We start from the raw sequence: 25,551 nt of genomic DNA, 5'->3' as shown, positions 1-25,551 counted from the left end.
CTATATTTTAACTTGAATTATTCCTGTTGTAGGTGACTCAGAGAACTCATAAGTAGGTATTAAAAACTCAATTACCTCAAAATAGGTACAACAATCTCCTTGTTTTTTATCCATATCTAGAAAAAAACCTACTGAAACATCATCACTTAATTCAACTGTATAGGTTTTTGGTTCTAACTCCCATCCAATTGTATTAAGGGACAGTATTTTACGATCATTGTAAGGCACTAATTGAAATTCAATTTCTTCGTCGTTTTCGTCATACACTTTTAAATCATCTTCTTCAAAAGTACCATTTGTAAAAAGATTCTCTTCAGTATCTTTATCAGCAAAATCAAAATTAAATTGTCTAGGAGGAGAAAAACAGTCTCCACAGTCATTATTATCTAAATCACAAGAAATTAACGTTAATGATGCAACTACTAATACTAAAATTTTTTTCATTCTTTTGTTTTTTAAATTAAACTTATTTTAAATTAATTGAAATCAACTTTTAATTGAAATCTATAATATCAATACGTTTATTTATATAAGAACGCTACATCTGTTGTAAATTATTTTAGAAAAATTTTATTTTAGGCTTATTCTAAAATTAGCTCATCTAATAATTTTCTTATTTTAGTGCTATTCCAATCTGCAGCTCCAACTTTTGAAATACGAATATTCCTTTGTTTATCAACCAAATAAGTAGCGGGAATACTATTAGTTTCTAAAAAGGCATTTGGAGGTGTAGATAACGAATTATAAACGGGTAATTGGTAATTATTTTTTTTAAAAAATAAATCTACTGTTTCCCAATCTTCATTTGTAAGAAATACAAATTCAATTTTGTCTTTATAATCGTTATATAGCTTTTGAATCATTGGCATTTCAGCTCTACAAGGAGGACACCAAGTAGCCCAAAAATTAACAAAAACTACTTTATTTTCAAATTCCTGAAAATTGATGGATGTGGTATTTAAACCTTTAAGTTCCCAATTATAAGTACTTAATTTTTTACTATCTTGCTTAGTTTCAACTGATGGGGAAAAAGCAATTTGTCTCATAAACCATTCTCTCGAAGGAGGATAAAGTAAAACCAGTATGGCTATCACAAAAACTATATTTGATATCGACTTTTTATTTAATTTAAAATTCATCATAAATATTTTATCGTTTTTAGTAGGTAAATTTAAATAACCTTACAAGTTTAAACTAAAAAAACCTTTGAATTCAAAGGTTTTTTTTATTACAATTTAGAACCTATAAATTGGTTCAATTCAATTTTATCCTAACACTTCAGCAACTTTATCTCCAATTTTAGCTGGAGATTCTACTACATGAATTCCATTTTCTTTTAAAATAGCCATTTTTGCTTGAGCAGTATCATCTTTTCCTCCTACAATGGCTCCTGCGTGTCCCATGGTTCTTCCTTTAGGAGCAGTTTGCCCAGCAATAAACCCAATAACCGGTTTTTTATTTCCTGTTTCTTTTACCCAACGTGCTGCTTCAGCTTCTAGCTGTCCACCAATTTCACCAATCATAACAATACAATGAGTTTCATCGTCATTCATTAATAACTCTACAGCTTCTTTTGTTGTAGTTCCTATAATTGGATCTCCTCCAATACCAATAGCTGTTGTAATTCCATAACCTTTTTTTACCACTTGATCAGCTGCCTCATAAGTTAAGGTTCCAGATTTAGAAACAATACCTACATTTCCTTTTTTGAAAATGAAACCAGGCATAATACCCACTTTAGCTTCTTCTGGAGTAATAACACCTGGACAATTTGGACCTACAAGTCTGCAGTCTTTATTGTCAATATAGGCTTTCACTTTAACCATGTCTGCAACAGGAATACCTTCAGTAATACAAATAATTACTTTTATTCCAGCAGCAGCAGCTTCCATAATTGCATCGGCTGCAAATGCAGGTGGTACAAAAATAATTGAAGTATCTGCTTGTACTTTGTCAACTGCATCTTGAACCGTATTAAAAACAGGTTTATCCAGGTGAGTTTGTCCTCCTTTACCTGGTGTAACACCTCCCACAACATTGGTTCCATATTCAATCATTTGAGATGCGTGAAAAGTACCTTCACCACCTGTAAATCCTTGTACTATAATATTTGAATTTTTATTAACTAAAACGCTCATTAGTGTGATTTTATATTAAAATTATAAACTAATTACAAATGTAATTTTTTATATCTTCTATCTGAAAAAAATTAGATTTTTTTTTGATTTTTTATTAGCTGCTTTATTTCAGCCATTTCTTTTAATTTTTTTCTTGATTCCTCGATAGGAGTTCCAAAATAGCTAGTACCTCCTTTTATGGATTTAGTAACTCCTGTTTGACCTAAAATAACTGCGCCTTCACCTATTTTTATTCCACTATTGGTTCCTACTTGTCCCCAAAATGTTACATTGTCTTCAACAACAACACAGCCAGCAATTCCAGTTTGTGAAGCAATCAAACAGTTTTCTCCAATAATAGTATCATGACCTATTTGAACCTGATTATCAATTTTAGTTCCTTTTTTTATAGTGGTGTTTCCTGATACTCCTCTGTCAATAGTACATAAAGCTCCAATATCAACATTATTTTCAATGATTACAGATCCACTTGATAATAATTTATCATAACCACTAGGTCTTTTTTTATAATAAAATGCATCAGCTCCTAAAATACTTCCAGAATGAATGGTCACATTATTCCCAATTACCACATCATCATAAATAGTTACATTGGGATGGATGACACAATTTTCACCTATTATAACATTGTTTCCTAAAAATACATTTGGTTGAATAATAGTATTAGCACCAATTTTAGCTGAAATAGCTATCGAAGAATCTGTTGATTTGAATGGATTAAAATATTTTGTCAATTTATTAAAATCTGAAAAAGGATCATTTGAAATTAACAAGGCTTTACCTTTTGGGCAATCTACTTTTTTATTTATTAAAACCACTGAAGCTTTTGATTGTAGCGCTTTATCGTAATATTTAGGATGATCTACAAAAACGATATCACCTTCTTCTACTACGTGGATTTCATTAAATCCTAAAACAGGAAAATGTGATGAGCCTACAAAGTCAACATCAATTAATTCTGCGATTTCTTGTAAACTGTATTTACGCGGAAATTTCATAAATACATTACTCTTTTACACGCTCTAAATAAGCGCCTTTAGCGGTATCAATTTTAATTTTATCACCTTCATTAATAAATAAAGGTACATTGATATTTGCTCCCGTTTCTACCGTAGCTGGTTTTGTTGCATTGGTAGCTGTATTACCTTTAACACCTGGTTCAGTATGTGTTATTTCTAGTATTACACTCGAAGGCATATCTACAGAAAGGGGCATATTATCTTCCGTATTTATTATAATCGTTACTATTTCACCTTCTTTTAAAAGTTCTGGAGCATCTAAAGCTGACTTTTGAAGTGTTATTTGATTATAATCTTGAGTATTCATAAAATGATACGAATCACCTTCAGGATACAAGTATTGAAATTTTTGAGTTTCTACTCTAATATCATCTATTTTTCTACCAGCTGGAAAGGTATTATCTAATACTTTACCAGTAGATAAACTTTTTAATTTAGTTCTTACAAATGCAGGTCCTTTACCTGGTTTTACGTGTAAAAATTCAACAATTTTATAAATATCATTGTTATATTTAATACACAATCCGTTTCTAATATCTGATGTTGTTGCCATGTTTTTTATTTATATTTTTAACTACCTGTATATCCTTTCATAATTCCTCTTTGAGAGTTTTTAATGAATAGAATAATTTGGTCTCTTTCTTTTGTTGCTTCCATTTCAGCTTCTATAATTTCCAAAGCTTGTGTGGTATTGTAATTCTTTTGATATAAAATTCTAAAAATATCTTGAATTTCTCTAATTTTTTCTGTTGAAAAGCCTCTTCTTCTTAATCCTATTGAATTTATTCCAATATAAGATAAAGGTTCTTTACCAGCTTTACTATAAGGTGGAACATCTTTTCTAACCAATGAACCTCCAGAAACCATTGCATGTTCCCCAATATGGATAAATTGATGAACTGCAACCAAACCACTTAAAATAGCAAAATCTCCTATAGAAACGTGACCCGCAATTACAGATCCGTTAGCTAAAATGCAGTTATTTCCAATCACACAGTCATGGGCTATATGAGAAGTAGCCATAATAAGGCAATTTTTTCCAATTTGAGTTTTACCCAAGGCTTTGGTTCCTCTATTCACAGTAACACACTCTCTAATTGTAGTGTTATCACCAATTACAGCTAAAGAATCTTCACCATCAAATTTTAAATCTTGTGGTATTGCTGAAATAACTGCTCCAGGAAAAATTCTACAATTTTTACCTATACGAGCACCTTCCATAATAGTTACATTAGATCCTATCCAAGTTCCTGATCCAATAATAACATTATTGTGTATAGTTGTAAATGGTTCAACAACAACATTGGTTGCTATTTTGGCTCCAGGATGAATGTAGGCAAGTGGTTGATTCATTATTCTTTTGGTTTTTTTGCGATTTGTGCCATTAACTCTGCTTCTACTACTAACTTACCATTTGCATATCCATAGGATTGCATATGGCAAATTCCTCTTCTAATTGGCGACATTAATTCAGCTTTAAAAATTAACGTATCTCCAGGCAATACTTTTTGTTTAAATTTAACATTGTCCATTTTCATAAAATAGGTTAAATAATTATCTGGATCTGGTACGGTGCTTAATACTAATACCCCTCCACATTGTGCCATTGCTTCTATTTGCAATACGCCTGGCATTACTGGAGAATCTGGAAAATGACCAACAAAAAAAGATTCATTCATTGTTACATTTTTCATTCCAACTACATGTTTATCAGATAGTTCAATAATTCTATCTATCAATAAAAATGGGGGTCTGTGAGGGAGAATATTCATAATTTGATGAATATCCATCAATGGTGGTTGGTTCAAGTCAAACGTTGGTACATTGTTGCGTTTTTCTTGTTTAATTATTTTTTGAAGTTTTTTTGCAAAAACAGTGTTTACTAAATGCCCAGGTTTATTGGCAATTACTTTTCCTTTAATTCTTGTTCCTACTAATGCCAAATCTCCAATTACATCTAATAATTTATGACGAGCAGCTTCATTAGCCCAACGCAATGTTAGGTTGTCTAATATTCCATTAGGCTTTACAGTTAAAGATTCTTTATTAAACGCTTTCTTCAATTTTCCCATTGTATTTTCAGAAATTTCTTTATCAACATAAACAATGGCATTATTTAAATCTCCTCCTTTAATTAAATCATTATCAAGTAACATTTCAAGTTCATGTAAAAAACTAAAGGTACGTGCATCGGCTATTTCATTTTTAAAATCTGTAAGCGACTCTAATGTTGCGTTTTGTGTTCCTAAAACTTTGGTTCCAAAATCAACCATTGTGGTAATTTTGTACTCATCACAAGGCATTAAAATAATTTCACTTCCGGTTTCTTCATCTCTATATGAAATTATATCTTTAACTACATATTCTTCTCTTTCAGCATCTTGCTCCTCAATTCCAGCTTTTTCGAGTGCCTCAATAAAATGTTTAGATGAACCATCCATAATTGGAGGTTCTGGCGCATTTATTTCAATGATAATATTATCAATATCTAAAGCAACAACCGCTGCAAGTACATGTTCTGAGGTGTTTACTGTTACGCCTCTTTTTTCAAGATTGGTTCCTCTTTGAGTATTAATTACATATTCGGCACTAGCTTCAATTACTGGTTCTCCTTCTAAATCAATTCGTACAAAAGCATAACCATGATTTACTGGAGCAGGCTTAAAAGTCATTGTGACCTTATTTCCTGTATGCAAACCTACACCTGAAAGTGTAACTTCTTGTTTAATTGTTTTTTGATGTCGATTCATTTTCATTTTTTTAATGCTTTTATTTCTTTTTGTAAAGTGTTAATAGTTGCAACAAGTTCTGGTAATTTTTTAAAATAAACATACGATTTATTAAAATCTGAATAACCAAATGCAGGTGTTCCTTGAATTACCTCATTATCTTTTACATTTTTAGCAATACCTGTTTGTGCTTGAACTTTAACATTGTTTCCGATTGTTAAATGTCCTACAATACCTACCTGACCTCCAATCATACAATTTTCTCCAATTTTAGTAGAACCAGCTATTCCAGTTTGAGCAGCTATTACTGTATTTTTTCCTATTTCAACATTGTGAGCAATTTGTATTTGATTGTCTAATTTTACTCCTTTTCTAATAATAGTAGAACCTAATGTGGCTCTATCTATGGTAGTTGCAGCTCCAATATCAACATTATCTTCAATAACAACATTTCCTATTTGTGGAACTTTGCTGTAAATACCTTCTTCACTAGGTGCAAAACCAAAACCATCCGATCCAATAACTGCACCTGCATGTATTACACAATCACTACCAATGGTAGTTTCAGAATATATGTTTACTCCTGAAAAAATAGTTGTATTATCACCAATAAACACATTTTCTCCAATAGTTACATTGGGATATATTTTTACATTATTTCCTATGTTTACATTATCACCTATAATAGAAAATGAACCTAAATATAAATTTTCTCCTATGGTTGCCGTTTTACTTATAAAGGTATATTCTTCTATACCAGATTTATTGAGTTTTACTTGGTTGTAAAATTCTAACAAGGTTGAAAATGCTTTATACGCATCTTCTACTTTAATTAAAGTAGTTTCAATTTGTTTTTCAGGTACAAAATCTTTATTCACAATAGCAATGGTTGCTTTTGTTTCATAAATATAGTGAATGTATTTTGGGTTGGACAAGAATGTTAATGAACCTTCTTCTCCTTCTTCTATTTTAGAAAGTTTATAAACTTCAACATTTTTGTTTCCTTCTATCTCCCCTTCTAAAATACCTGCTATTTGAGTTGCTGTAAATTTCATCAATTGCAAAAGTAAAAAAAAACTTCAACTCTACCTACTTCTTAGGATAGCAGATATAATACTTATCTACTGGTTTTGATAAGGTTTGAATATTTAAATGGTCTGAAGCCTCGGTAACGTCTTTTAAATCTCCGTTTTTAAATAAAATTTTTATGGTATTTTTAGTTGCATCGTAGGCTTGATTAGATATTTTACCATAATATACAAAATAATCAAGTTCATTATTAGATAACTCAAGACTTCTCTTTATATCTTGTTGAATTTGTTTTAATTGTTTTTTATCAAAAGAGTTATTTTGGATCATCACTTTTGGTAAGTTCCTATTAATCAAACTTTCAGATAAATTGGCTAAAATTTTATCATCGCAAGAAATCCATTCTTTAATAGAGGATAAAACATCATAATCATCTAATTTGGCAAAAGTTTTAAGTGTTTCTTTTGTAAAATTTGTTTCATCTATTGCATTCTTTAAAAAATATGAAAAAGCTTTTGTTGCTGGTAATTTTTTACCTGTAAAAGATAGTTCATTGGCTCTTTTTAATACTTTTTCAAGTAGTTTTTCAGCTGCTAAACCAGTTTTATGTAAATAAACCTGCCAATACATAAGCCTTCTCGCCACAATAAATTTTTCAACTGAATAAATGCCTTTTTCTTCCACAACTAAATGATCATTTTTTACATTAAGCATGGTTAATAGACGTTCTGAGTTGATATTTCCTTCGGCAACACCTGTGTAAAAACTATCTCTTTTTAAATAATCTAGCCTATCCATATCTAACTGACTAGAGATTAATTGGTATAAAAATTTTCGAGGATACTCTCCTTTAAAAATGGTAATTGCCAATGAAAGTTGTCCGCTAAATTCTTCATTTAAAGCTTCCATAAACTTTAAAGAAATAGTTTCATGATGAATTCCATTTGCAATACTACTTTCCAAAGCATGTGAAAACGGTCCGTGTCCAATATCGTGTAACAAAATAGCAATATACAATGCATTGGCTTCATCATCAGAAATTTCCACTCCTTTAAATTTTAAAATTCTCACAGCCTTTTGCATTAAATGCATACAACCAATGGCATGATGAAATCTTGTATGATGAGCACCTGGGTAAACTAAATGCGACAAACCCATTTGTGAAATTCTTCTTAATCTCTGAAAATAAGGGTGTTCTATTAAATCGTAAATTAACGCATTTGGAATGGTAATAAATCCGTAAATTGGATCGTTTAATATTTTGAGTTTATTCGTTTTTTTTTCGGTCAAAATTCTTATTTTATTAATATAAAGTACAAAGATAACAATATGAGCAATATAAACATTTTATGGGTTGATGATGAAATTGATATTTTAAAACCACACATTTTATTTCTTGAAAAAAAAGGATATAACGTTGCAACTTGTAATAATGGTGCTGATGCTATTGATATGTGTATTGAAACCAATTATGACATTGTTTTTTTAGATGAAAACATGCCTGGGTTAAGTGGTTTAGAAACTTTGATTAAAATTAAAAGCAAACGACCAAACATTCCAATTGTAATGATTACCAAAAGTGAGGAGGAATACATTATGGAAGAAGCAATTGGTAACAAAATTGCAGACTATTTAATAAAACCCGTAAACCCCCACCAAATACTATTAAGCCTAAAGAAAAACTTAGACCATTCTCGTTTAATTTCAGAAAAAACTACTTCAAATTACCAACAAGAGTTTAGAAAAATTGCAATGGATTTGGCTATGGTAAATTCTTATGAAGAATGGATTGATATTTACAAAAAATTAATTTATTGGGAATTAGAACTCGAACATATTAGTGACACCGGTATGGTTGAAATATTAGAAAGTCAAAAAAAAGAAGCCAATTCACTTTTTTTTAAATTTATTAAAAAAAATTATAAAGATTGGATTTTTGAAGAAAATTCACCTGTACTATCAAATACTTTATTTAAAAAAATCATATTACCTGAAGTTACTACCTCAAAAGGTACACTTTTAGTTGTTATTGACAATTTACGATATGACCAATTTAAAATTATTGAACAAACCATTAATAAATATTATAAAAAGAAAGAAGAAATCCCTTATTTAAGCATATTACCAACCGCAACACAATATGCAAGAAATGCCATCTTTTCTGGGTTAATGCCTTTAGAAATGGAACAACAGCATCCAAATTTTTGGAAAAATGATACCGATGAAGGTGGAAAAAACTTATATGAAGAAGAATTTTTACAAGCACAACTTACTAGATTAAAACAATCTATTAAACTTGGGTTTCATAAAATAACAAACCTTAAAAATGGTAAGCAATTAGTTGAAAATTTTAATAGCTTAAAAGAAAACGATTTAACGGTAATTGTGTACAATTTTGTTGACATGCTTTCACATTCTAAAACTGAAATGGAGGTTATTAAAGAATTGGCAAGTGATGATAAAGCTTATAGATCTTTAACTAACAGTTGGTTTTTAAACTCACCATTGTTAGAAATGATTCAAAAAGCACAAAATTTAAGACTCAAACTTATTATTACAACAGATCACGGAACCATTAACTCTAAAGTCCCTTCAAAAGTTATAGGAGATAAAAATATCAGCTCTAATTTAAGATATAAAACTGGGCGTAGCCTATCGTATGAAGCTAAAGAAGTGTATGCAGTAAAAGACCCTAAAGAAATTATGTTGCCATCCTTAAGTATGAATAGTTCATTTATTTTCGCAAAAGAAGATTTCTTTTTTGCGTACCCTAATAACTACAATCATTTTGTAAAATATTATAAAAACACCTATCAACATGGAGGGATTTCACTAGAGGAAATGATAATTCCATGTGCTATATTTGTACCTAAATAAAAAATTAACAAACTAGCAGCCTATATGAAAAAAAATTACGCTCTAAATCAGTTATCTGAAATTGCCAAAGATGTAATCAATACTTCAAAACACAAAGTATTGCTTTTTTATGGAGAAATGGGCGTTGGAAAAACAACTTTAATCAAAGAAATTGTAAAACAACTTCATGTAATTGATAATGTTAGTTCTCCAACTTTTTCTTTGGTAAATGAATACCTTTCAAAAGATGGAGATAAAGTATATCATTTTGATTTTTATAGAATTAACAATGAAGAGGAAGCTTTAGATATGGGAGTTGAAGAATATTTTTACAGCAATTGTTGGTGTTTGGTTGAATGGCCCAACAAAATAGAAAATTTACTACCTTTAAATGCTGTTGCAATTACCATAACTGCCAACGATAATCAATTACGAACCATTGAATTAAAAAATAATGAGTAAAAAAGCTTCTTCTCCATTTAGTCAACAAGAGTTAATTCCTCAAGAAGAAACCTTAGAAGTTGTAAAGCAAAAAGGGAAACTTATGATAGGAATTCCAAAAGAAACTCATTATCAAGAAAAACGTGTTTGCTTAACACCCGATGCTGTAGCTGCTTTAACTGCTCAAGGTCACAAATTTATTATTGAAAGTGGAGCTGGAGATGGTGCAAATTTTTCTGATAAAGACTACTCCGAAGCTGGTGCCAAAGTTTCTTATGATACTAAAGACGCTTTTGGTTGTCATATTATTTTAAAAGTAGAACCACCTTCTTTAGAAGAAATTAAACTTATCAATCCACAAAGTGTATTATTTTCTGCCTTACAATTAAAAACTCAAACTAAAAAATATTTTGAAGCTTTAGCCAGCAAACGAATCACTGCTGTTGCCTTTGATTATATTAGAGATGAACACGGAGTTTATTCCGTAGTAAAATCTTTAAGTGAAATTGCAGGTACAGCCTCTATACTTATTGCTGCTGAAATGATCAGTAAAGATAAAGAAGGCTTTGGTGGACTATTATTAGGAAACATAAGTGGGGTTCCTCCTACTGAAGTGGTCATTTTAGGGGCTGGTACAGTGGCTGAATTTGCTGCAAGATCTGCTATTGGTCTTGGAGCCAATGTAAAAATATTTGACAATTCTTTAACCAAGTTAAGAAGTTTACAACATAATTTAGGAAGACCTATTTATACTTCAACCATACAACCTAAAACCTTACAAAAAGCTTTAATGCGCTGCGATATTGCTATTGGAGCTGTAAGAGGAGTTTCACGGTCTCCAGTATTAGTAACAGAAGAAATGGTTCAGCAAATGAAATCTGGTGCTGTAATTGTAGATGTAAGCATCGATAGAGGTGGATGTTTTGAAACTTCTGAAGTAACCACCCATAAAAACCCTACTATCGATAAATACGGTGTCATACATTATTGTGTACCCAATATTCCTTCTAGGTACTCTAGAACTGCTTCAGTATCAATAAGTAATATTTTTACACCTTACCTTTTAAACATTGCAGAAGATGGTGGTTTTGAAAATGCTGTTCGTTTTGATAAAAGTTTGCAAAAAGGTATGTACTTTTACCACGGAATTTTAACCAATAGAACTGTAGCCGATTGGTTTAATTTACCTTATAGAGATATCAATTTATTGTTTTTGTAGTATGACTTTTAAAGAGCGTTTACCTTTTTTTTTGGGAGGTTTAGTTATTGGAATTATTGTCGTAATTTTCTTTTTTGGAAAAAAGAATACCTCATTTGACTATGGCCCGAATGCAAGGGTTTTAAAAAATATTAGAACTAAAGATCGAGTTTTTTCTGAAAAGGCTATAACTGTTTTAAATTCAAAAAAAATTGATACTGCTGCAATTTCTCAAATTTTAAAAAGTGGTAACGTTGATATGTGGAATAAACTAAAAAAAGATTCCTGTACACAATATGAAATAAAAGGAACTAAAGACTTACAAAATATAACGCTAACAATTAAAAACTGTGATTCAACTGCTTTTATTGAAAAAATTACAATTGAGTAGCAATTTGAGTATAATAATGCTCTTTAATTTTTTGAATACTTTTAATAGATTTTTCTAACCATTCTTGGTATTTCTCCTTTTTCTCTTCTTCGGTTAGTTGCCAATGAATAGCTGATTTTTTCAGTCTTTCATTTAAATTTTGAAGTATAATTGCTGCAGCAACAGAGATGTTTAAACTTTCGGTAAAACCAACCATAGGAATTTTTAAAAAACCATCGGCATTGTCCATCACATGCTTAGATAATCCCTCTTTTTCAACACCAAAAAAGAATGCCGATTTTTGAGTAATATCAAAATCTTGTAACATACAAGATTCATTATGAGGTGTAGTTGCAATTATTTGATAGTCTTTTGCTCTTAAACTATCTATACAAATTAAAGTATTATTTACCCCTTTTTGGTTATGCAATGAAAAATCCAACCATTTTTGAGCTCCTTTTGCTACACGATTAGAAGCATAGAACCTATATTTATTTTCAATCACATGTACATCTTGAATACCAAAAATATCACAACTTCTAACTACTGCACTTGCGTTATGAGGTTGAAAAATATCTTCAATTGCAACCGTAAAATGTCGCGTTCTTTCATTTAAAACTCTATGAAATAAATTTCTCCTTTTTTCAGTTACAAACTGTTCTATGTATTCAATGTATTTTTCATCCACCCTTTAAAAAACTTTTTTTTCAAAGATAAAATTTTACTTTTGAATAAATATTAGATATGAAAAAAATTGTAGTGCTTACTGGTGCAGGAATGAGTGCCGAAAGCGGACTGAAAACATTTAGAGATGCTAACGGATTATGGGAAGGTCATGATGTTATGCAAGTAGCATCACCTAAAGGTTGGAACACCAATAAACAATTGGTGTTAGATTTTTACAACCAACGAAGAGCTCAATTATTACAAGCAAAACCTAACAAAGCACATCAAGAGTTAGTAAAATTAGAACGTAATTTTAAGGTTGAAATTATCACTCAAAATGTAGATGACTTACATGAACGTGCAGGTAGTAGTAAAGTTCTTCATTTGCATGGCGAATTACTAAAAGTAAGAAGTACTAAAAACTCAACTTTAATTTACGATTGGAAAAAAGATCTTTGTTTAGGTGATACTTGTGAAGAAAATTCACAGTTAAGACCTCATATAGTTTGGTTTGGAGAAGAGGTTCCGCTATTAAATGATGCAATTAATATGACTGCTTCTGCAGATATTTTAATTATTATTGGTACATCTATGCAAGTATATCCAGCGGCTAACTTAATCAATTTTATTAACTATAATACGCCCATCTATTTTATTGACCCTAAACCAACAATTCAAAAAAATTACTTTCCAAACTTGACCATTATTCCTAAAAATGCTAGTGACGGTGTAACCGCTATTGTTGGCCAATTAATGGGCTAATTACCGAAAACAGTTCACCTTTAGAAATAACACTTCCCTTTTCAATTAAATCAAACAGTTCTAAATTTCTTTCGTTTGAGTATGTTTTTATAGCTTTAAAATATTCAAAACTATCATCTAATGCATTTTTTTGAAACCACTCAAAATCACTTACTTTTAAAAAGCTTTTATTCTTATCATTCCATTTGATTAAAATTCTGATAATTTCTTTTGAAGAACACTTGAATAAATTGATGTGGTTTGATGATATATGATCTAAATATGCTACTTTAGTAAGCACATCTTCCCATACCAAATCACTAAAAATATTTAATTCCTCTTCGGCCATTTTTGGTTTTTCAGCTTTTATTTGCTCCCACTCCTTAACATCAATTTGCTGAGTTGCTAAAAATTTAGCAAATTCTTTATGTAGCGCCGAAAATTGTTCTTTTGTTAGTTGTCTATATTTCATAATTAATAAAAAAACCGCTCAAATTGAGCGGTTCAAATATACTATTTTTTAAAAATTTAAAAACTGTAACGCAATACAATTGTACTTGCCATCTCAACAATAAAGTAGCGTCATATACAAATGTGTTTTTTAGGTTGGGACTAAAAAGCATAGGTTGGTGTTCCTCGAGAATACCTTCCACATACTAAAATCATAGTACCTGTAATAGTACCTATTAGCACAGGCGTTGCAACTATATTTGCACCATACAAATCTGTTGAAATTTCATTGTTAATTACACCTTTAGTTTTTGAATTGATTAACTCAAACATAAAAAAAAGCTCACTTTACAGTGAGCTTTTTTTTATGTTTATTAACTTTAAAGTGTAAATTACTTTGCTTCTGCAATAACTTCAATAGGTAACTCAAAAATTACTTCTCTATGCAATCTAATGCTTACATTGTATTTACCTAGTCTTTTAATAGTACCACCTTCAACTTTGATGTACTTTTTGTCAACTTCTTGACCAGCAGCTTTTAATGCTTCTGCAACATCTGCATTACTTACAGAACCAAATAATTTAGTTCCATCACCAGTTTTAGCAGTAATTTTTATTTCTAACTCTTTAATTGCATTTGCAATTTTAGTAGCATCTTTAATTAATTTTTCTTCTTTAAAAGCACGTTGCTTTAAGGTCTCTGCCAATACTTTTTTAGCTGAACTGGTTGCTAGAACTGCATATCCTTGAGGAATTAAAAAGTTACGAGCGTAACCATTTTTTACAGTGACAATATCATTAATGAAACCTAAGTTTTCAACGTCTTGTTTTAATATAATTTCCATAATTCCTTCCTCTTTTATTTTAACATATCGCCAACATATGGCATTAAAGCTAAGTGACGTGCTCTTTTAATAGCAACGGACACTTTACGTTGAAATTTTAATGATGTTCCTGTTAAACGACGAGGTAAAATTTTACCTTGTTCGTTCACTAAGTACAATAAGAAATCAGCATCTTTATAATCAATATATTTGATACCGTTCTTTTTAAAACGACAGTATTTTTTTACTTGTTTAGTGTCAATATCTAATGGAGTTAGGTAACGAACATCACCTGATTTTCCTCCTTTTGCTTGTTGTTCTATAGACATAACTCTTATTTTTTAGTTGCTTTATTTCTTTCTCTTCTCTTTTCAGCCCAAGCAATAGCATGTTTATCTAACTTTACAGTTAAATAACGCATAACGCTATCATCTCTTCTAAATTCAAGTTCGAATGGTGCAATTACTTCTCCAGCAACTTTATATTCGAATAAGTGGTAAAAACCACTTTTTTTGTTTTGGATTGTGTAAGCTAATTTTTTAAGCCCCCAATCTTCTTTAGCGATCATTTCGGCACCTTTAGAAACAAGATAGTCTTCAAACTTCTTTACTGTTTCCTTTATCTGAGTGTCAGATAAAACGGGATTCAAAATGAAAACAGTTTCGTAATGATTCATAATTAAATATTTAAGTTTTACTTTTAAGGCTGCAAATATACTGTTATTTACTTAATTGACAATAAATTTTGATTTAAAATCTTATTTTGAATTTCCTTTATGACATCCTTCCAAATTTTATTTAAAATTTTCATATAAAATTTAATAATTATCAACATCAATATTTAATTTTATGGAACGAAATTCTTTAATGGCTTGAAAGGCATTTTTTACTCGTATTATATTTTTTTTTGTGAGTTCTAAATGTTGATTTTGAGGAATTTTAACTATAATATGTCGTATATAGTAATTTCTGATTTTTGAAATTGCTGGAGTTGTTGGTCCTAAAACCTGCTCCTTAAAAATACCTGTTAACGACTTTCCTAACCAATGAGCACCTTCTTCAACTCTATTAAAATCTTTGTGCCTTAGCGTAATTTTTATAATTCTGTAAAAAGGAGGGTAATGGTATTGCCAACGCTCATCCAATTGTTCTTTATACATTTCTGCATATGCGTTGGTAGAAACTTGTTGCAAAATTTGATGATACGGATTAAATGTTTGAATAGCCACTTTTCCTCTTTTGTTTGCACGTCCTGCCCTACCTGCCACTTGAACCATAAGTTGATAGCTGCGTTCGTGTGCTCTAAAATCTGGAAAGTTCAACATGGTATCAGCATTCATAATTCCAACTAACGATACATTCGCAAAATCTAAGCCTTTTGAAAGCATTTGAGTCCCTACTAAAATATCAATTTCTTGAGCTTGAAATTGTCCTAATATTTTTTGATAACCATATTTTCCTCTTGTAGTATCTAAATCCATTCTACCTATATTGGCGTCAGGAAAAAGTTGGTGTAGCTCCAACTCTATTTGCTCAGTTCCAAATCCTTTGGTGTTTAACTTTTCACTCCCACACGCACCACAATTATGAGGCATTGTTTGCCTATAACCGCAATAATGACAACGCAACTCTTTTCTAAAACTATGGAAAGTCAAACTAACATCACATTGTGGACACTGTGGAGAAACGCCACAGGTTTCACACTCCACTACAGGTGCAAAACCACGTCTGTTTTGAAATAAAATTACTTGTTCTTTTTCATTTAAAGCTTCAGAAATCATTTCTAACAATCTATCAGAAAAATGACCCGTCATTCTTTTTTTTCTATATTTTTCTTTGATATCCACCAATTCAATTTCAGGTAATAAAACATCACCATAGCGTCTATCAAGTGTAACTAATCCATATTTTTGTTGCGTTGCATTGTAATACGATTCAATACTTGGGGTGGCAGAACCCAATATTACTTTTGCTTTGTGTTGATGCGCTAAAACAATAGCTGCATCTCTTGCATGATATCTTGGAGCGGGATCATATTGTTTGAAAGAAGGCTCATGCTCTTCGTCAACAATAATCAACCCTAAATTTGAAAAAGGTAAAAATAAACTCGAACGTGCTCCTAAAATTAATTGCGCTTTTGCTTTACTTTCTAAAACATTATTCCAAACTTCTACCCTCTCATTCATTGAATATTTGGAATGAAAAACAGATAAGTATTCTCCAAAATAATGTTGCAATCGTTCTATAAGCTGCGTAGTTAAAGCAATTTCTGGTAATAAAAATAATACCTGCTTATTATTTTCAAGTAATTGTTTAATTAATTTAACATATATTTCTGTTTTACCGCTACTTGTTACCCCTTTTAATAAAGCAACTTGTTTGGTTTTAAAAGTTGATTCAATTGCTTCAAATGCCTTTTGTTGATGAATGGTTAGTTCTTTTATTTCAGAAGATTTACCATTAAAAGTGATTCGGTCTTTTTGAATATAATAATAAGATAAAATATGTTTATCTATTAAAGATTTTATAACTGCTGTAGAACCATTTGATTGCTCTTGAAGTTCAGATGCTTTTATTGGTTTTTTTTGCGCTTTTAATTGAAAATAAGTTAAAATAACATCGCGCTGTTTTTTTGCTCTTCCTAATTCGTTTAATAGTTCTGAAAGTTTATCGGCAGCTTCCCACTCTTTTGTAAGTTGAATATATTTAACCAACTTAGGCTTATATTGTTCATAAATTTGCTCCTTAACAACAATTACCTTTTTTTCAATCAATTGTTTAATGATTGGAAACACCTTTTTTTTATCTAGAATTTGAATAACTTGATGAATGGATAACTGCGGCTGATGTTGCAACGCTTCAAATACTAAAAACTCTTCATTTGTAAGTGATTTTTCATCATTAAAACCTTGCTGCAATAAAATAGCGGTTTCACTTTCTAATAAAAAAGCAGATGGCAAAGCTGCTCTAAATACTTCGCCTAAAGAACACATATAATAGTTGGCAATCCATTCCCAATGCGTTATTTGGGTTTCATTAACAATAGGTATTTCATCTAAAATTTGATAAATATCTTTGGCTTCATACCCTACAGGTGCTTCTGTATGAATCCTATAAACTAAAGCTGTGTAAATTTTAGACTTTCCAAATTCTACTGCCACACGCATCCCTTTTTTTAAAAAAGAAGCTTCTGCAACTGTTATTTTATAAGTAAATAATTTTTGCAAAGGAATGGGCAATATGACACTTATATAATGAATAATATACTTTTTTGTTTATTAAAATTGATTCACACAAAATTAATTATTTGAAATTTTAAACAACGTTAAATTCCATAAATTCCATTAAATTTATTTAAATAACTGATATACAATTGTATACGTCTATTTTTATTTTTTTGGCACGTTGTTTGTGTTGTTGAGTTTGTATAATGCTAACCAACAAATTTTAGTATTAACATTTAAAATTCCCAATTATGAAAAACAAATTATTAATATTCGCAACATTTGTATTGGTAAGTTTTGGTGCAATTGCTTCAACAACAACTAAAAATACGACTACTTTAAATCCTTATTACAATAACTACGGAGATTCATTTACTTTTGTAGAAAGTGGTGTAACATTTGCTGTTTTTCAAAATGGTGAATTTGATTTTTACATCAACCCTAGAAGAGGAGTTAGCTTTGGCTATCAAGGAAACGGTGTAAATATAAGTTTCAACTCTGGTTACAACTATGATGCCTATGTACAGTATGATAATTATGGAGCCATCATTCAAATTGAAAATATTCCAATTTATTACGATTATTACGGTCGTGTTACTCAAATCGGAAACATCGATATTGATTACAATTATGGAAGATTAGTTAGATTAGGTAGGTTATATGTACACTATGATCGCTATGGACACTATGTAAACTATTCGGGTTACATTAATAGATACAACAGACATTATGTGTATCATCCATACCATGATTATTTTTCTAGACCTTTATTTGATTTTAGAATTGTAAGTTATAAACCTTATAGAACACATTACAAACCTATACGACATAAATATTATAGAGATCATTCAAGAAATAAATATTACAATAAATACAACAATAGATACTCTTATAAAAAACGTGACACTTACAATACTAGACAACGTGTAGCTACAACAAATATTCCTAAAAGAAGAAGTGATAACATCGCAAAAGTTGAAAGAAAAAATACTAGAACTAATGATCAAGTTTATAGAAATAAAAACACTCGCAATAATTCAATAAATCGTTCTACAGGAAAAAAAACAGCTAAAAATTATAAGAGAAATAATACCGCTACTCGAAGTCAAACTAATAGAGCATATACTGTTGAAAAACGTTCAAAAGCTAATACTCCAACAAAAATAGATAGACGTATAAAAACTGATAAAACCCCTAAAAGAGTAGTAGAAAGAAGAAATACCGTTAAACAAAAACAAACTGGAGATAAAACAGTTAAAACTAGAAAATCTGTAACCGTAAAAAATAGAAAAGGTACAGCTGTAAATAAAAAAAGAGACGCTGTTAAAAGAGAACAAAGATCAGATAATACAAGAAAAAGAAGAGGATAACTAATTGAATTGTTAGTTAAAATTAAAGCTTCACATTATTGTGAAGCTTTTTTTGTTTTTCTACTTCCTTCATACATATCATAACGTACAAAACGACAATCTAAATCACCATTTTTTAAAGGTATTTTTTTAGAAGTTCTTAAACCAACATATTTTAACCCTTCTAAATTAGAGGTAATAAACCACACCGTAGAATCAGGATATCCATTTTTTAAAGTGTCTCCTATTTTTTTATAAAACTCTTGAATATCTATATCTAAGCGTTCTCCATATGGAGGATTAAATAAAATAGTTGTTGGACCAAATACTTCTTTTACAGAATTGAAAAAATTAACATGGTGTACACCAACAAAATCAGTTAAATTGGCATTTTCAATATTTTCCTTAGCTTTTCTAACCGCTGATGGTGCTTTATCAAAGCCCATAATTTTAAAATGACAACTTCTAATTTTTTTCAACAAAGAATCTTGGATTGTAAAAAATAAATCTTCGTCATAATCACTCCATTTTTCAAAACCAAATTCTTTCCTATTAATATTGGCAGGAATGTTATTTGCAATCATTGCAGCTTCAATTAAAATAGTTCCTGAACCACACATCGGATCTATAAAATTACAGTCTCCTGTATAGCCTGATAACAATACCAATCCTGCTGCCAACACTTCATTAATAGGTGCAATATTGGTTAAGTTTCTATACCCTCGCTTGTGTAAAGAATCTCCTGAACTATCTAAAGAAACGCTGCATAAATCTTTTTGAATATGCACATGTATTTTAACATCAGGGTGTTTTACATCTACATTAGGTCTTTTATGGTATTTATGTCTAAAATAATCTGCTATGGCATCTTTAGATTTTAAGGAAATATAATGTGAATTGGTAGTAAAATTTTTAGAATTCACTACAGCACCAATTGCAAAGGTACTATCTACATTCATAATACGTTCCCAATCTATTTGTTGGAATTTTTTATACAAATCATCTTCATCAAAAACTTTAAAGCGTTTGATAGGTTTTAAAATTCTAATGGCAGTACGCAATGCCATATTAGCCTTATACATAAAACCTTTATCTCCAGAAAATGAAACGTTTCTAATTCCAATTTCTACATGTTGCGCACCTAAATTTCTCAATTCAGTAGCTAAAACTTCTTCTAACCCAAATATCGTTGTGGCAACCATCTTAAAATTATGACTCATTTCTTCAATTTTACTTTGGTGCAAAAGTACTTAAATTTAAAATGATAGCTTATTAAATACCCTATAATTGAAAATTTATCTTATAAACAACGCTTCAAAACCTCAATCAATTCATTCAATTCCTTATTTTTGTAGCTATTTATTTAATTATGACGAAAAACAAAGAATGGTTTGCTTCGTGGTTCAACACTAGCTATTACCACATTTTATATAAACATAGAAACGATTCCGAAGCTCAGGAATTTATGCAAAACTTAGTAAACTATTTAAATCTAAAAAAAGGTGATTTAGTGTTAGATTTGGCTTGTGGAAAAGGTAGACACTCCATTTATCTTAACTCACTGGGATTTGATGTTATAGGCGCCGATTTATCTAAAAATAGCATACAACAAGCCAAAAAGTTTGAAAATGAAAGTTTGAAATTTATTGAACATGACATGCGCAATCCTTTCACTAGAACATATGATGCTATCTTAAACTTGTTTACAAGTTTTGGTTTTTTTGAAGATGATAACGAAGACATTACCGTATTAAAAAATATAAAAAACGGGTTAAAAAATAATGGTGTTGCTATCATCGATTTTATGAACTCGAAAAAGGTAATTGCCAATTTAATTCCTCAAGAAAGTCAAACTATTGAAGGTATTACTTTCAATATTACTCGCTATGTTGAAAATAATTTTATTGTTAAGGAAATTAATTTTATAGCTGATGGAAAGCAGCACACCTATTTTGAAAAAGTTAAAAATTTAGATTTAACAAAAATAAATACCTATCTCAATTCTGTAAATTTTAAAATTAAACATACCTTTGGAGATTACCAATTAACAAATTTCAATGAAGAATCTTCTGATCGCTTAATTTTAGTTTTAGAATGACATATATCGCATTAATTTTATCGGTTTTAATAGGAATTAGTATTGTTTTTGGCTTAAAACCTAGCGCAAAAACAGTACAACTTTTATTGGCTTTTAGTGGAGCCTATTTACTTTCAATTACTATTCTTCATTTATTTCCTGAAGTTTACAATATTGGCAATGTCAATGTAGGACTTTATATTCTATTAGGCTTATTATTACAGTTAATCTTAGATTTCTTTTCAAAAGGTGCTGAACATGGTCATATTCACATTCAAGAAAATATGACCTTTCCTTGGGCTTTATTTGTAAGCATTTGCTTACACGCTTTTATGGAAGGTATTCCTTTAGCACATAACCACCATCATGAACATTTACTATGGGCCATTGTAGTACATAAAGTTCCAATAGCAATTATTTTAGGAACTTTCTTTGTCAAATCTGGAATTGCTAAAAATAAAGCCGTACTTTTTTTACTGGCCTTTTCATTGATGTCTCCATTAGGTAGTTTGGCTGGAGAAAATATTTCATTATTAATTACTTATAAAACTGAAATTACAGCTATAATTATTGGAATTTTCTTACATATTTCAACTATTATTTTATTTGAAACATCTAAAGACCACAAATTTAATTTACTCAAATTTATTGCAATTATTATAGGAATGCTTGTGGCATATTTGGCATAATTAAATAAAATAGTAAACTGCAGTATAACAATAATGAGCAACTACCCCTGCAAAAATACCACCAATGGTGTGTGATAAAAGTGCTTTTGAAGTTAGCTCTCTAAATTTCAAAGTATCTAACATTGCTGTATGGGTGCTTAAGTAACCACTCCAACACATTCCCATTGCAGTAAATACAGCGATAGTATCTCCTGTTACAATCCCATCTGCTATAAATGCTTTTACTAAAGATAGAGAAGCTCCAACAGCACCTAATGAGGTTATTGGAAATGCTATTAATTCAGGACTTTCAAATCCAAATAACCCTTCAAAAAGCCACCAAATTTTACCAGCTAGTTCAGGTAGTAATGGTACTCCCTCATACGCAAGACCTTGGTAGCCAATTGCGGCATCTTTAACTCCAAAAGTAAGCATCATTACCATGGTAGAAATTATCAACACGCCTGGTATAATTGCTAGTCCTAGATTAACTCCTGATTTTCCTCCATCTAAAATTGAATTTAAAAATCTTATAAATACACCTCCTTCAGATTTAAAACTGATTGTTTCATCTAACTCAACTGTTTCATCAGTTGAAGTTTGACCAATTTTATTTTTAATTAAAAATTGCATTAACCTAGTAGAAATAATAGCTCCTGTGATGGCTCCAAAAAGACCAATCATGGCTGCTAAAAATAAATTTTCAGTATTACCTGGTATCTTTAAAGTAGACATAAAGGTAATCACTATCAACCCCATTCCAAAGGCTGTTCCAAAATTTGTTAGTGAAATTAATTCAACTTTTTTAAAATATTTATTAAAACTTTTATCGTTAGATAAACTTATAATGGCTGGATTATCCGATAAAAAAGTTAACACCCCTGCCAATGAAGCTACGCCTGGTAAATTAAATAAAGGTCTCATTAATGGTGCTAAAATTATTTCAAGCAAACGCACAACTCCAAATTCAATTAATAGTTTCCCTAATGCTCCAGACAATACCGTAATTCCCATAATATAAAACACGGTGTTCATTAATAAATCCCATGCAGTGTTCATAATTGTATTGAGCATATTTGTTACACCCATTATGGAGCCTATGTATCCAAATATTCCAAAAAATACTGCTAAAAACAGGATAGCTTCATAGCGTCTTTGTTGTAAAAAATTTGATTGTTTTATTGATTTTAGAGCGCTCATTCTAAGTTAAATTAATTTTTAAAAATGCGTAAATTTACCATTAATTCTATATAGGAACACTAAAAAAGCCCTCAAAATAAAGGGCTTGGTATATTTTATAAAATATAAAACTTAATTTTAAAATTGCTAAAAAAATAGTGAATTAATGAATTAAACTCTGTAGAATATTAGCTATAACTCATAATTCTATGCAAATAATAAATTCTATTTTAATTTGCTACTTGACTAATGAACTTAATTCTCATTAAACGAAGTTCTTCATCATCATATTCCCCATCAAATTCATCTAAAGCATCTTGAATTCTATCATTTTCAGATTCCATAAAATACTCAAAAATTTCTTCTTGTTGATCTTCATCTAACAATTCATCAATACAATAATCAATATTAATTTTAGTACCACTATACACAATGCGTTGCATTTCTTCAATTAATTCACTAAATGTTAAACCTTTAGATTTAGCGATATCTTGCAATGGAATTTTACGATCTGTATTTTGAATAATAAATAGCTTAAGTCCAGAATTTACACCCGTACTTTTAACTACAAAATCATCAGGTCTCATTACATCGTTTTCTTCAACGTATTTAGAAATCAGCTGAATAAAAGGCTTTCCAAATTTACTAGCTTTTCCCTCACCTACACCATAAATATTCTTGAGTTCATCCATGGTAATTGGATATTTTAAAGCCATATCTTCTAAAGACATTTCTTGAAAAACTGCGTATGGAGGTACTCCATGTTTTTTAGCAACAGATTTCTGTAAATCTTTTAATAACTTAACTAAAGTTTCATCTGCAGCAGCTCCTCCTCCTTTTTCATTAGTAACAACATTTGTAGTATCATCTTCTTCATATTGATGATCTTCAGTCATTAAAAATGAAACTGGATTTTTAATATAATCCAATCCTTTGTCCGTTATTTTAACAACACCGTATTGTTCAATTTCTTTTCTAATATAACCAGCTACTAGTGCTTGTCTAATTAAAGCCATCCAATAAAAACCTTCATGGTTTTTTCCAGAACCAAAAAATGGTTGTGTATCTGTTTTATGCGATTTTAAAAGTGCATTTACTTTCCCTATTAAAGTATTTACCAATTCTTTAGCTTTGTATTTTTGATTGGTATCACGAACTACCTCTAGTAATTTTTTAAGTTCATCCTTAGCTTCATGTTTTTTCTTAGGGTTTTTAACATTATCATCCATCTCAGCACCTAAACCATTTACTTCATCAAAATCTTCTCCAAAATAATGAAGCAAATATTTTCTTCGAGACATGGAGGTTTCTGCATAACCCACCACTTCTTGTAGCAAAGCGTTTCCTATTTCTTGTTCAGCTATAGGTTTTCCAGATAAGAATTTTTCTAATTTTTCAATGTCTTTATAAGCATAATACGCCAAACAATACCCTTCACCACCATCACGTCCTGCTCTACCTGTTTCTTGGTAATAACTTTCTAAACTTTTAGGAATGTCATGATGAATTACAAAACGCACATCTGGCTTGTCTATTCCCATACCAAAAGCAATGGTAGCTACTACCACATCTACATCTTCCATTAAAAACATATCTTGATGCTTGGCTCTTGTTTTGGCATCTAAACCCGCATGATATGGTACAGCTTTTATACCATTTACTTGTAATAGCTGAGCAATCTCTTCAACTTTTTTACGACTTAAACAATAGATAATTCCAGATTTACCGGTATGCTGTCTAATAAACCTAATAATATCTCCTTCAATGTTTTTTGTTTTAGGGCGTACATCATAAAATAAATTGGGTCTGTTAAATGATGCTTTAAATGTTTTAGCATTAGACATTCCCAGTGTTTTTATAATATCATCTTGTACTTTTTGGGTAGCTGTAGCAGTAAGTCCAATTAAAGGAACATTATCAATCTTTTCAATAATAGCTCTTAAATTACGATATTCTGGTCTAAAATCATGTCCCCATTCTGAAATACAATGCGCTTCATCAATGGCTACAAATGAAATGTTTTGAGATTTTAAAAAATCTATATATTCCTCTTTTATAAGTGATTCTGGGGCAACGTATAATAATTTAGTAATCCCATTTTCAATATCACTTTTCACTTGCGCTACTTCAGTTTTATTTAACGAAGAATTTAATACATGCGCTATTCCTTTGTTGTCTGAAATTCCTCGTATGGCATCAACCTGATTTTTCATCAAGGCAATTAATGGTGAAACTACTATAGCAGTTCCATCTTTTACTAATGCCGGTAACTGATAACATAAAGATTTTCCTCCTCCGGTAGGCATAATAACAAAAGTATCACTTCCTTGAATGATACTTGTAATAACATCTTCTTGTAAACCTTTAAAATTATTAAATCCAAAGTACTTTTTCAAAGCCTTGTGTAAATCAACTTCTTTACTATTCATGGTCTTTTCTGTATAGTTGTTTCTATTTTAGAATTTAAACTATTTTTAATTTTTAGTGAATATTTAATTTTACAAATTTCTGACTTTCGCTTTTTTTTCGGCAGTTTATTCAATTTCTAATTAAATAAATTTATTTTTGTTAGCTAATAAAGATAAAACATTTTT

Annotated in this window: 27 protein-coding genes; 8 read left to right on the top strand and 19 right to left on the bottom strand. The window is 30.2% G+C overall.

Going from position 1 to position 25,551, the window contains the following annotated elements:
• From ACFQZW_RS08780 to ACFQZW_RS08740, 9 genes are all read right to left on the bottom strand, one after another.
• Positions 1-444, bottom strand: coding sequence for a hypothetical protein (locus tag ACFQZW_RS08780; protein ID WP_298287609.1), 444 nt, complete (start codon positions 442-444; stop codon positions 1-3).
• A 137-nt stretch (positions 445-581) separates the two neighbouring features.
• Positions 582-1,142, bottom strand: coding sequence for a TlpA family protein disulfide reductase (locus ACFQZW_RS08775; protein ID WP_386782451.1), 561 nt, complete (start codon positions 1,140-1,142; stop codon positions 582-584).
• Positions 1,143-1,265: 123 nt separating this feature from the next.
• Positions 1,266-2,138 (bottom strand): succinate--CoA ligase subunit alpha, encoded by an 873-nt coding sequence (gene sucD / locus ACFQZW_RS08770; protein ID WP_298262498.1) that lies wholly within the window; start codon positions 2,136-2,138, stop codon positions 1,266-1,268.
• A gap of 71 nt (positions 2,139-2,209) precedes the next feature.
• Entirely contained in the window at positions 2,210-3,136 is a 927-nt protein-coding gene (locus ACFQZW_RS08765) for a UDP-3-O-(3-hydroxymyristoyl)glucosamine N-acyltransferase (RefSeq protein ID WP_386782448.1), read from the bottom strand.
• Positions 3,137-3,143: 7 nt separating this feature from the next.
• Positions 3,144-3,710 carry an elongation factor P gene (gene efp, locus ACFQZW_RS08760; protein WP_298262496.1) on the bottom strand — a complete coding sequence of 189 codons (567 nt, stop codon included), beginning with the start codon at positions 3,708-3,710 and terminating at the stop codon, positions 3,144-3,146.
• Positions 3,711-3,727: 17 nt separating this feature from the next.
• Positions 3,728-4,510 carry an acyl-ACP--UDP-N-acetylglucosamine O-acyltransferase gene (gene lpxA, locus ACFQZW_RS08755; protein ID WP_298262495.1) on the bottom strand — a complete coding sequence of 261 codons (783 nt, stop codon included), beginning with the start codon at positions 4,508-4,510 and terminating at the stop codon, positions 3,728-3,730.
• Entirely contained in the window at positions 4,510-5,907 is a 1,398-nt protein-coding gene (locus ACFQZW_RS08750) for a bifunctional UDP-3-O-[3-hydroxymyristoyl] N-acetylglucosamine deacetylase/3-hydroxyacyl-ACP dehydratase (protein ID WP_298262494.1), read from the bottom strand. Before ACFQZW_RS08750 ends, lpxA begins: the two co-directional genes overlap by 1 nt.
• Before the next feature lie 2 nt (positions 5,908-5,909).
• Positions 5,910-6,941, bottom strand: a complete 1,032-nt coding sequence (gene lpxD, locus ACFQZW_RS08745) for a UDP-3-O-(3-hydroxymyristoyl)glucosamine N-acyltransferase (protein ID WP_386782444.1) — start codon at positions 6,939-6,941, stop codon at positions 5,910-5,912.
• A gap of 34 nt (positions 6,942-6,975) precedes the next feature.
• On the bottom strand, positions 6,976-8,205 hold the full coding sequence (locus tag ACFQZW_RS08740) for an HD domain-containing protein (RefSeq protein WP_298262492.1): 1,230 nt from the start codon (positions 8,203-8,205) through the stop codon (positions 6,976-6,978).
• Positions 8,206-8,244: 39 nt separating this feature from the next.
• On the opposite strand from ACFQZW_RS08740, the gene porX reads away from it, so the two are divergent.
• From porX to ACFQZW_RS08720, 4 genes are read left to right on the top strand one after another with little or no spacing between them, the layout of a single operon-like run.
• Positions 8,245-9,792, top strand: coding sequence for a T9SS response regulator signal transducer PorX (gene porX / locus ACFQZW_RS08735; protein ID WP_298262491.1), 1,548 nt, complete (start codon positions 8,245-8,247; stop codon positions 9,790-9,792).
• 24 nt (positions 9,793-9,816) lie between these two features.
• Positions 9,817-10,233 carry a tRNA (adenosine(37)-N6)-threonylcarbamoyltransferase complex ATPase subunit type 1 TsaE gene (gene tsaE / locus ACFQZW_RS08730; RefSeq protein WP_298262490.1) on the top strand — a complete coding sequence of 139 codons (417 nt, stop codon included), beginning with the start codon at positions 9,817-9,819 and terminating at the stop codon, positions 10,231-10,233.
• Complete coding sequence (locus ACFQZW_RS08725; protein WP_298262489.1) at positions 10,226-11,431, top strand: alanine dehydrogenase; 1,206 nt, start codon at positions 10,226-10,228, stop codon at positions 11,429-11,431. The genes tsaE and ACFQZW_RS08725 overlap by 8 nt, the downstream gene beginning before the upstream one ends.
• 1 nt (position 11,432) lies before the next feature.
• Positions 11,433-11,801, top strand: coding sequence for a hypothetical protein (locus ACFQZW_RS08720; protein ID WP_298287597.1), 369 nt, complete (start codon positions 11,433-11,435; stop codon positions 11,799-11,801).
• Here the strand turns inward: ACFQZW_RS08720 and ACFQZW_RS08715 are convergent.
• Entirely contained in the window at positions 11,788-12,468 is a 681-nt protein-coding gene (locus ACFQZW_RS08715; RefSeq protein WP_386782439.1) for a TrmH family RNA methyltransferase, read from the bottom strand. The two genes, ACFQZW_RS08720 and ACFQZW_RS08715, sit on opposite strands and share 14 nt — an antisense overlap.
• A 56-nt stretch (positions 12,469-12,524) precedes the next feature.
• On the opposite strand from ACFQZW_RS08715, the gene ACFQZW_RS08710 reads away from it, so the two are divergent.
• Positions 12,525-13,208, top strand: coding sequence for an SIR2 family NAD-dependent protein deacylase (locus ACFQZW_RS08710; RefSeq protein WP_386782437.1), 684 nt, complete (start codon positions 12,525-12,527; stop codon positions 13,206-13,208).
• Here ACFQZW_RS08710 and ACFQZW_RS08705 read toward each other — a convergent pair.
• From ACFQZW_RS08705 to priA, 6 genes are all read right to left on the bottom strand, one after another.
• Entirely contained in the window at positions 13,183-13,659 is a 477-nt protein-coding gene (locus ACFQZW_RS08705) for a DUF6495 family protein (protein WP_298262485.1), read from the bottom strand. The genes ACFQZW_RS08710 and ACFQZW_RS08705 overlap by 26 nt on opposite strands.
• 140 nt (positions 13,660-13,799) lie before the next feature.
• Positions 13,800-13,970, bottom strand: coding sequence for a hypothetical protein (locus tag ACFQZW_RS08700; RefSeq protein WP_372802238.1), 171 nt, complete (start codon positions 13,968-13,970; stop codon positions 13,800-13,802).
• A gap of 59 nt (positions 13,971-14,029) precedes the next feature.
• Positions 14,030-14,482 carry a 50S ribosomal protein L9 gene (rplI, locus tag ACFQZW_RS08695; protein ID WP_298262483.1) on the bottom strand — a complete coding sequence of 151 codons (453 nt, stop codon included), beginning with the start codon at positions 14,480-14,482 and terminating at the stop codon, positions 14,030-14,032.
• A 14-nt stretch (positions 14,483-14,496) separates the two neighbouring features.
• On the bottom strand, positions 14,497-14,790 hold the full coding sequence (gene rpsR / locus ACFQZW_RS08690) for a 30S ribosomal protein S18 (protein WP_298262482.1): 294 nt from the start codon (positions 14,788-14,790) through the stop codon (positions 14,497-14,499).
• Between the two features lie 5 nt (positions 14,791-14,795).
• Positions 14,796-15,137: a 30S ribosomal protein S6 gene (rpsF, locus tag ACFQZW_RS08685; protein WP_298262481.1), complete on the bottom strand. Its 342-nt coding sequence runs from the start codon at positions 15,135-15,137 to the stop codon at positions 14,796-14,798.
• Between the two features lie 141 nt (positions 15,138-15,278).
• Complete coding sequence (priA, locus tag ACFQZW_RS08680) at positions 15,279-17,723, bottom strand: replication restart helicase PriA (RefSeq protein WP_386783053.1); 2,445 nt, start codon at positions 17,721-17,723, stop codon at positions 15,279-15,281.
• 212 nt (positions 17,724-17,935) lie between these two features.
• On the opposite strand from priA, the gene ACFQZW_RS08675 reads away from it, so the two are divergent.
• Positions 17,936-19,054 (top strand): hypothetical protein, encoded by a 1,119-nt coding sequence (locus ACFQZW_RS08675; RefSeq protein WP_386782432.1) that lies wholly within the window; start codon positions 17,936-17,938, stop codon positions 19,052-19,054.
• Positions 19,055-19,089: 35 nt separating this feature from the next.
• Here ACFQZW_RS08675 and ACFQZW_RS08670 read toward each other — a convergent pair whose 3' ends face one another.
• Positions 19,090-20,253 (bottom strand): THUMP domain-containing class I SAM-dependent RNA methyltransferase, encoded by a 1,164-nt coding sequence (locus ACFQZW_RS08670; RefSeq protein ID WP_386782429.1) that lies wholly within the window; start codon positions 20,251-20,253, stop codon positions 19,090-19,092.
• Positions 20,254-20,402: 149 nt separating this feature from the next.
• On the opposite strand from ACFQZW_RS08670, the gene ACFQZW_RS08665 reads away from it, so the two are divergent.
• Both ACFQZW_RS08665 and ACFQZW_RS08660 read left to right on the top strand, forming a co-directional pair.
• Positions 20,403-21,131, top strand: coding sequence for an SAM-dependent methyltransferase (locus ACFQZW_RS08665; protein WP_386782427.1), 729 nt, complete (start codon positions 20,403-20,405; stop codon positions 21,129-21,131).
• Positions 21,128-21,799, top strand: a complete 672-nt coding sequence (locus ACFQZW_RS08660; protein WP_372801529.1) for a ZIP family metal transporter — start codon at positions 21,128-21,130, stop codon at positions 21,797-21,799. The genes ACFQZW_RS08665 and ACFQZW_RS08660 overlap by 4 nt, the downstream gene beginning before the upstream one ends.
• On the opposite strand, the gene ACFQZW_RS08655 is transcribed toward ACFQZW_RS08660, so the two are convergent.
• Both ACFQZW_RS08655 and ACFQZW_RS08650 read right to left on the bottom strand, forming a co-directional pair.
• Positions 21,800-22,978 (bottom strand): CD0519/CD1768 family membrane protein, encoded by a 1,179-nt coding sequence (locus ACFQZW_RS08655; protein WP_372801531.1) that lies wholly within the window; start codon positions 22,976-22,978, stop codon positions 21,800-21,802.
• A 209-nt stretch (positions 22,979-23,187) separates the two neighbouring features.
• The gene (locus ACFQZW_RS08650) at positions 23,188-25,386 is read right to left on the bottom strand and encodes an ATP-dependent DNA helicase RecQ (RefSeq protein WP_298262475.1); all 2,199 of its coding nucleotides are present in this window, start codon (positions 25,384-25,386) and stop codon (positions 23,188-23,190) included.
• Between the last annotated feature and the right edge of the window lie 165 nt (positions 25,387-25,551).

The organism is Lutibacter aestuarii (assembly GCF_042676885.1).
GTDB classification, from domain to species: domain Bacteria; phylum Bacteroidota; class Bacteroidia; order Flavobacteriales; family Flavobacteriaceae; genus Lutibacter; species Lutibacter aestuarii.
The sequence above is the reverse complement of the archived record's forward strand: the minus strand, read 5'-3'. Positions and strand labels throughout refer to the sequence as shown.